This is a genomic window from Metaplanococcus flavidus, assembly GCF_042675885.1.
Lineage (GTDB): Bacteria > Bacillota > Bacilli > Bacillales_A > Planococcaceae > Planococcus > Planococcus flavidus.
The window spans coordinates 1-803 of sequence record NZ_JBHTKI010000030.1; the positions used below are offsets into that span (position 1 = coordinate 1).

At 46.6% G+C, this 803-nt stretch carries 1 protein-coding gene; it reads right to left on the reverse strand.

The window, feature by feature from the left end; all coding sequences use genetic code 11:
• Window positions 1-754: transposase (locus tag ACFQ1X_RS15405; RefSeq protein ID WP_379083310.1), on the reverse strand; the 754-nt coding region annotated here is incomplete at its 3' end.
• Window positions 755-803 lie beyond the last annotated feature (49 nt).

Sequence of the window (803 nt, forward strand, 5' to 3'; positions counted from 1 at the left end):
TATTTTTTCCTTCACTGTTTTTCTTGATTCCCCATTTCGGGGCAATGGGCATCTCGTTCACCAGTGCCTCGGTGGAGGCATCCAATTGATGGACGATCTCTTTTTCGTAGAGCGTTTTCTCAGCTTCCTGTTTTTCTTGGGCGGCTTGCCACTCAGCTTGTTCGTCTTTCGGCTTCCGTCCTCGTTTTTTCGGAGCTGGTTTTTCTTTTTTCTCAGACACTGCCGGTTTGTCGCGTGCTTCAAAATGCGTGGCGTCAATGGCCAGAGATTCTTCTGTGATGAAACCTTCCTGGATCGCTAGAGCCACAAGTACGTCTTGCACTTTCGACAGCGCGTCAGTTTCACTGATCGCCGCAATCATGCGGGAATAAGAAGCTTCAGATGGGACGTCGTCCGATAACAGAAATCCACAGTCAAAACGAAAAAAAGGGTCTTGTTTTAAGCGCTTCACCAATAACTTTATCGTCGGAATACGCTCCACCACACGAGCGATCAACGAATAAATCATGGCACCGTAATTGAGTTCTCTCGGCGCGCCTCGATGCGTCTTCTTGTCGAAGATATGAAGAAGCGGACCCAGTTCCAGCGTCGAGAAAATAGCGTTAAATCGATGGGTAGGTTCCATCTCAAATAATTCATGCATGTCAAATAGGTTATCTTGTCTTATAATAGGCATAGAGCGCTTTCCCTCCTGTTTGTGTGTTGTTGTGGTGACTACCATTATACAGGATTTGGGGAGGTGCTCTATTTTCATGCCGTTACACACCTAGAGCCGCAAGGTCTCGGAATTATGAAATTTACTC